The sequence below is a fragment of the Streptomyces sp. KLMMK genome (assembly GCF_036961605.1).
Taxonomy (GTDB): domain Bacteria; phylum Actinomycetota; class Actinomycetes; order Streptomycetales; family Streptomycetaceae; genus Streptomyces; species Streptomyces telluris.
This window is the reverse complement of record NZ_JBAMDC010000505.1, coordinates 1-4,023: the sequence shown is the minus strand read 5'-3', so window position 1 is coordinate 4,023 and position 4,023 is coordinate 1. Positions and strand designations below refer to the sequence as shown.

Genomic DNA, 4,023 nt, shown 5'->3' with positions numbered 1-4,023 from the left:
GGGGGGCGCGCCGTCGACGGGCCACCAGCGGGCGAGCCACGCGGCGTCCCCGGCCGTGACCGGCTCGCCGAGCATCTCCTCGCCGTCCTCCTGGACGAGCACCTGGCGCGCGACGCCCTCGGCGTCCGTCTCGGCGACGTCCACGGGCACGTTGTCGAGCCACTCGTTGGCGAACAGCAGGCCCTCGGTGCCGTCCGGGATGTCACCCACCCAGGTGATGCGCGGGTCCAGGCCGTCCGGGCGGGCCGCCCGCTCGACGGCGACCGGCCGCAGCCGCGCGGTCACCTTCTCCGGGAGCTGCGCGAGGACGCCGGTGAGCAGTTCGCCCCGGCCGGCGCCGACGTCCGTGAAGGTCAGCTCCGCCGGGTGCCCGAGCGCCTCGTCGACCCGCCGCAGCAGCTCCGCGACGGCCCCGGCGTACAGCGGGGAGGCGTGCACGGAGGTACGGAAGTGCCCGGCGGGGCCCTCGGGGCGCCGGTAGAAGCCGCCGGGACCGTAGAGCGCGGCCTCGGTCGCAGCGCGCCATGTCATCGTTCCGCTTGCCATACGCACACGCTATGCGCCCTTCGCGGACACGCCGCCTCCACCTTGCGGAGTAGAAGGAGCGTCACCGGATCGATCGCCGGGCTGACCCCGGCACGTACCCGGCATGCCTACGCTGGGTGACGTGCACCGCCTCTACGACTTTCTCCGCAGGCACCCGACGGGTGTGGACAGCTTCTGGGCCGTCCTGCTGTTCGGGATCAGCATGCTGGCCGCCGCCGAGGAACACGGCGTGTCGGGGACCCAGCAGGCCGTGAACGTCGTCACGGTGGTGACCCTCAGCCTTGTGATCGCCCTGCGCCGCCGGGCCCCCGTGCCGATGCTGTTCCTCGCGATCGCGAGCGGCCTGGCACAGATCGCGGCCGACGTCCAGGGCACGGTCGCCGACATCGCGATGCTCGCGATCGTCTACACCGTCGCCTCCGGCCACGTCCGCTGGGCTTCGAGGGTGGCCCTGGCCGGCGGGCTGGCCGCACCGGTGCTCTTCCTGATCCGGTGGCCGCTGGTCGACCGCGGGATCGGCAGCTCGCTCATCGCCCTGGCCTTCCTCACCGCCCCCTTCGTCCTCGCCTGGGTGCTCGGCGACTCCATGCGCACCCGCCGCGCGTACTGGGCCCAGCTGGAGGAGCGCGCCGCCCGCCTGGAGAAGGACCGCGAGCAGCAGGCGCGGATGGCCGTGACGGCCGAGCGGGCACGCATCGCCCGCGAGCTGCACGACGTCGTCGCGCACAACGTCTCGGTCATGGTCGTCCAGGCCGACGGCGCCGCCTACGTCCTCGACGCCTCGCCCGACCAGGCCAAGCAGGCCCTGGAGACGATCTCCGGCACGGGCCGCCAGGCGCTGGCCGAGATGCGCCGCCTGCTGGGCGTCCTGCGCACCGAGGAGGGCACCACCGAGGGCGGGGACTACGTGCCGCAGCCCGACGTGGAGCAGATCGGCGATCTGGTCGAGCAGGTGCGCGACGCGGGCCTGCCCGTGGAGTACGAGGTCGAGGGCGCGCCCCGCCCGCTGCCCAGCGGCGTGGAGCTGACCGCCTACCGCATCGTGCAGGAAGCCCTGACCAACACCCGCAAGCACGGCGGCCCCGAAGCCGGCGCGAGCGTCCGCCTGACGTACTTCGACGACGGGCTCGGCCTGCTCGTCGAGGACGACGGCCGGGGCGCGCAGCACGAGCTGTACGAGGCGGGCGGCGCGGACGGCATGGGCCACGGCCTGATCGGGATGCGCGAGCGCGTCGGCATGGTCGGGGGCACGCTGGACGCGGGCCCGCGGCCGGGCGGCGGGTTCCGGATCAGCGTGCTGCTGCCGGTGAAGCCGGGCGGTCGCTGACCATGGTGTTTGCTGGTGCCGGACGTTTTGCCGCCGTACTCCGACCGAGGGAAGGGACATCTGCATGTCCATCCGGGTGATGCTCGTCGACGACCAGGTACTCCTGCGTACCGGCTTCCGCATGGTGCTGGCCGCCCAGCCCGACATGGAGGTCGTCGCCGAGGCCGGGGACGGCGCGGAGGCCCTTGAGGTGCTGGCCGGCGCCGAGGTGGACGTCGTCCTGATGGACGTCCGCATGCCGCGGCTCGACGGCGTGGAGGCCACGCGCCGGATCTGCGCCCAGCAGGACCCGCCGAAGGTGCTCATCCTGACCACCTTCGACCTGGACGAGTACGCGTTCTCGGCGCTCAAGGTCGGCGCGAGCGGCTTCATGCTCAAGGACGTGCCGCCGGCCGAGCTGCTCGGGGCGATCCGGGCCGTGCACAGCGGCGACGCGGTCGTCGCGCCCAGCACCACCCGCCGCCTGCTGGATCGTTTCACCCCGATGCTGCCGAGCACGACGAAGGAGCCGGCCGGCACGGAGCTGGGGCGCCTGACCGAGCGGGAGCGCGAGGTCATGCTGCTGGTGGCGCAGGGCCTGTCCAACGGCGAGATCGCGGCGCGGCTCGTGCTCTCGGAGGCCACGGTCAAGACGCACGTGGGACGCATCCTGACCAAGCTGGGGCTGCGCGACCGGGTGCAGGTGGTGGTGCTGGCCTACGAGAGCGGTCTCGTCCGGGCCGGGGGCGGGACGCCGCAGAAGTAGCGCCCGGGGCGCGGTGAGCCCCGCGGCCGCGGGGCCCGGCCGCGGGGCCCGGCTACCTCAGGACCGTCTCCAGGAAGTCGCTCCCCAGGCGGGCCACCACCGGCAGGTCCAGCTGGTGCAGGACGTAGCGGCCGCGGCGGCGCGTGGCCAGCAGGCCCGCCTTCTTCATCACGGCGATGTGCCGGGACACCTCGGGCGGCGTCAGGCCGAAGACGGTGGCCAGCTCGCTGGTGGTGTGCGGGCCGCGGGACAGCGTGCGGCACAGCCGCATCCGGACGGGGTGCGCGAGCGCCTCCATCCGCTGCTGCACCAGCTGCAGGGCCGGGCCCTTGGGGAGCTCGGGCGCGGCCACGGGGTACTGCACCATCGGCTGCCAGCCTTGCCGGTACAGCACGATCAGGTGCGGCCACCCGAACGCGGTCGGTATGAACGTCAGGCCCTCCGCGTAGGCCGTCGCCCGGCCGTTCTGCAGCTTGTCCAGAACGATCCGCTTGCCGCCCGCGCCGAGGGAGACGGCCGTGGAGACCGCGGACATGGCCTCGGCGAGCCCCTTGTGCCGCAGCAGGTCCGCCTTGTGCCGGGCGTCCGCGGCGAGCTGCACCCGTACGCGCTGCCAGTTGTCGGCGAAGAAGGCCTCCTCGCAGTCCTCCAGCAGCCTGCGCAGCCAGGCGCGCAGCGCGGGCGGGTCCTCCAGCATGCGGTCGGTGAACTGCGCCTGCCGCGGGCCGCGGGCGGCGGACAGCTCGCGCACCCGCACCCGCTGCCCGGCGTCGACCAGCGGGGAGGGCTCGGGCCGCACGGAGCTGCAGGTGACCTCGAAGGCCGCGGCCACGAACTTCTCGTCGTCCATGCGGTCGAGGTCGTCGAGCTCCTCGGCGAGCGTGGCCCGGGGTACGGCGGGCAGCAGCAGGTCCGAGCGGGCCGAGCGCCACAGGAAGTCGGCCTCGGTCAGCCGGTCGGCGAGGTCGGGCCGGAGCCCGGAGGCGGTCGCCGTGGCCCAGCCGTGCAGCCCGGGGTGGTGCCCGGGTTCCGCCAGGACGTGCAGCATCGCACCGAGCTCCGCCAGCGGCGACGGGGTGAAAAGGATGCGCTCGTGCGGCAGTCCGGCGATGTCGATCTCCACGCTCATGCGCCCATCGTGCCTCTCCCCCCGGGGGTCCGGCCGTCACTTGACGGCTCTCGTCAATTGACGCGGCAAGGGCGCCCCCACCGGCGCACCGTGGATCACATGAACGCAGCTCAGCAGCACATGCTCGACCTCTACCGCGCCGCCCAGCACGGGGAGCCGGCCCCGCCCGCCCCCGGCACCGGGGACGTGGAGGCCTACCGCTCCTTCCGCACCTGGCGCGCCTTCCAGGCGGTCGTCGACGAGCGGGTGGCCGCCCGCCGCGCCCGCCGGGCGTCG

Annotated in this window: 4 protein-coding genes; 2 read left to right on the top strand and 2 right to left on the bottom strand. The window is 74.0% G+C overall.

What is annotated here, in order from left to right; translation table 11 throughout:
- Positions 1–546, bottom strand: a 546-nt coding sequence (locus tag V7793_RS34520; protein WP_336013646.1) for an SAM-dependent methyltransferase, incomplete at its 3' end; no start/stop codon positions are given.
- A gap of 121 nt (positions 547–667) precedes the next feature.
- On the opposite strand from V7793_RS34520, the gene V7793_RS34515 reads away from it, so the two are divergent.
- On the top strand, positions 668–1,873 hold the full coding sequence (locus V7793_RS34515; protein WP_336013647.1) for a sensor histidine kinase: 1,206 nt from the start codon (positions 668–670) through the stop codon (positions 1,871–1,873).
- Positions 1,874–1,937: 64 nt separating this feature from the next.
- Positions 1,938–2,618: a response regulator transcription factor gene (locus V7793_RS34510; RefSeq protein ID WP_336013645.1), complete on the top strand. Its 681-nt coding sequence runs from the start codon at positions 1,938–1,940 to the stop codon at positions 2,616–2,618.
- Between the two features lie 52 nt (positions 2,619–2,670).
- Here the strand turns inward: V7793_RS34510 and V7793_RS34505 are convergent, their stop codons facing one another.
- On the bottom strand, positions 2,671–3,747 hold the full coding sequence (locus V7793_RS34505) for a DUF5937 family protein (RefSeq protein WP_336013644.1): 1,077 nt from the start codon (positions 3,745–3,747) through the stop codon (positions 2,671–2,673).
- Between the last annotated feature and the right edge of the window lie 276 nt (positions 3,748–4,023).

Excerpts from the sequence above, each read along its gene's own strand:
- V7793_RS34510 (WP_336013645.1), top strand. The coding sequence starts at position 1,938 with ATGTCCATCCGGGTGATGCTCGTCGACGACCAGGTACTCCTGCGTACC.
- V7793_RS34505 (WP_336013644.1), bottom strand. The coding sequence starts at position 3,747 with ATGAGCGTGGAGATCGACATCGCCGGACTGCCGCACGAGCGCATCCTT.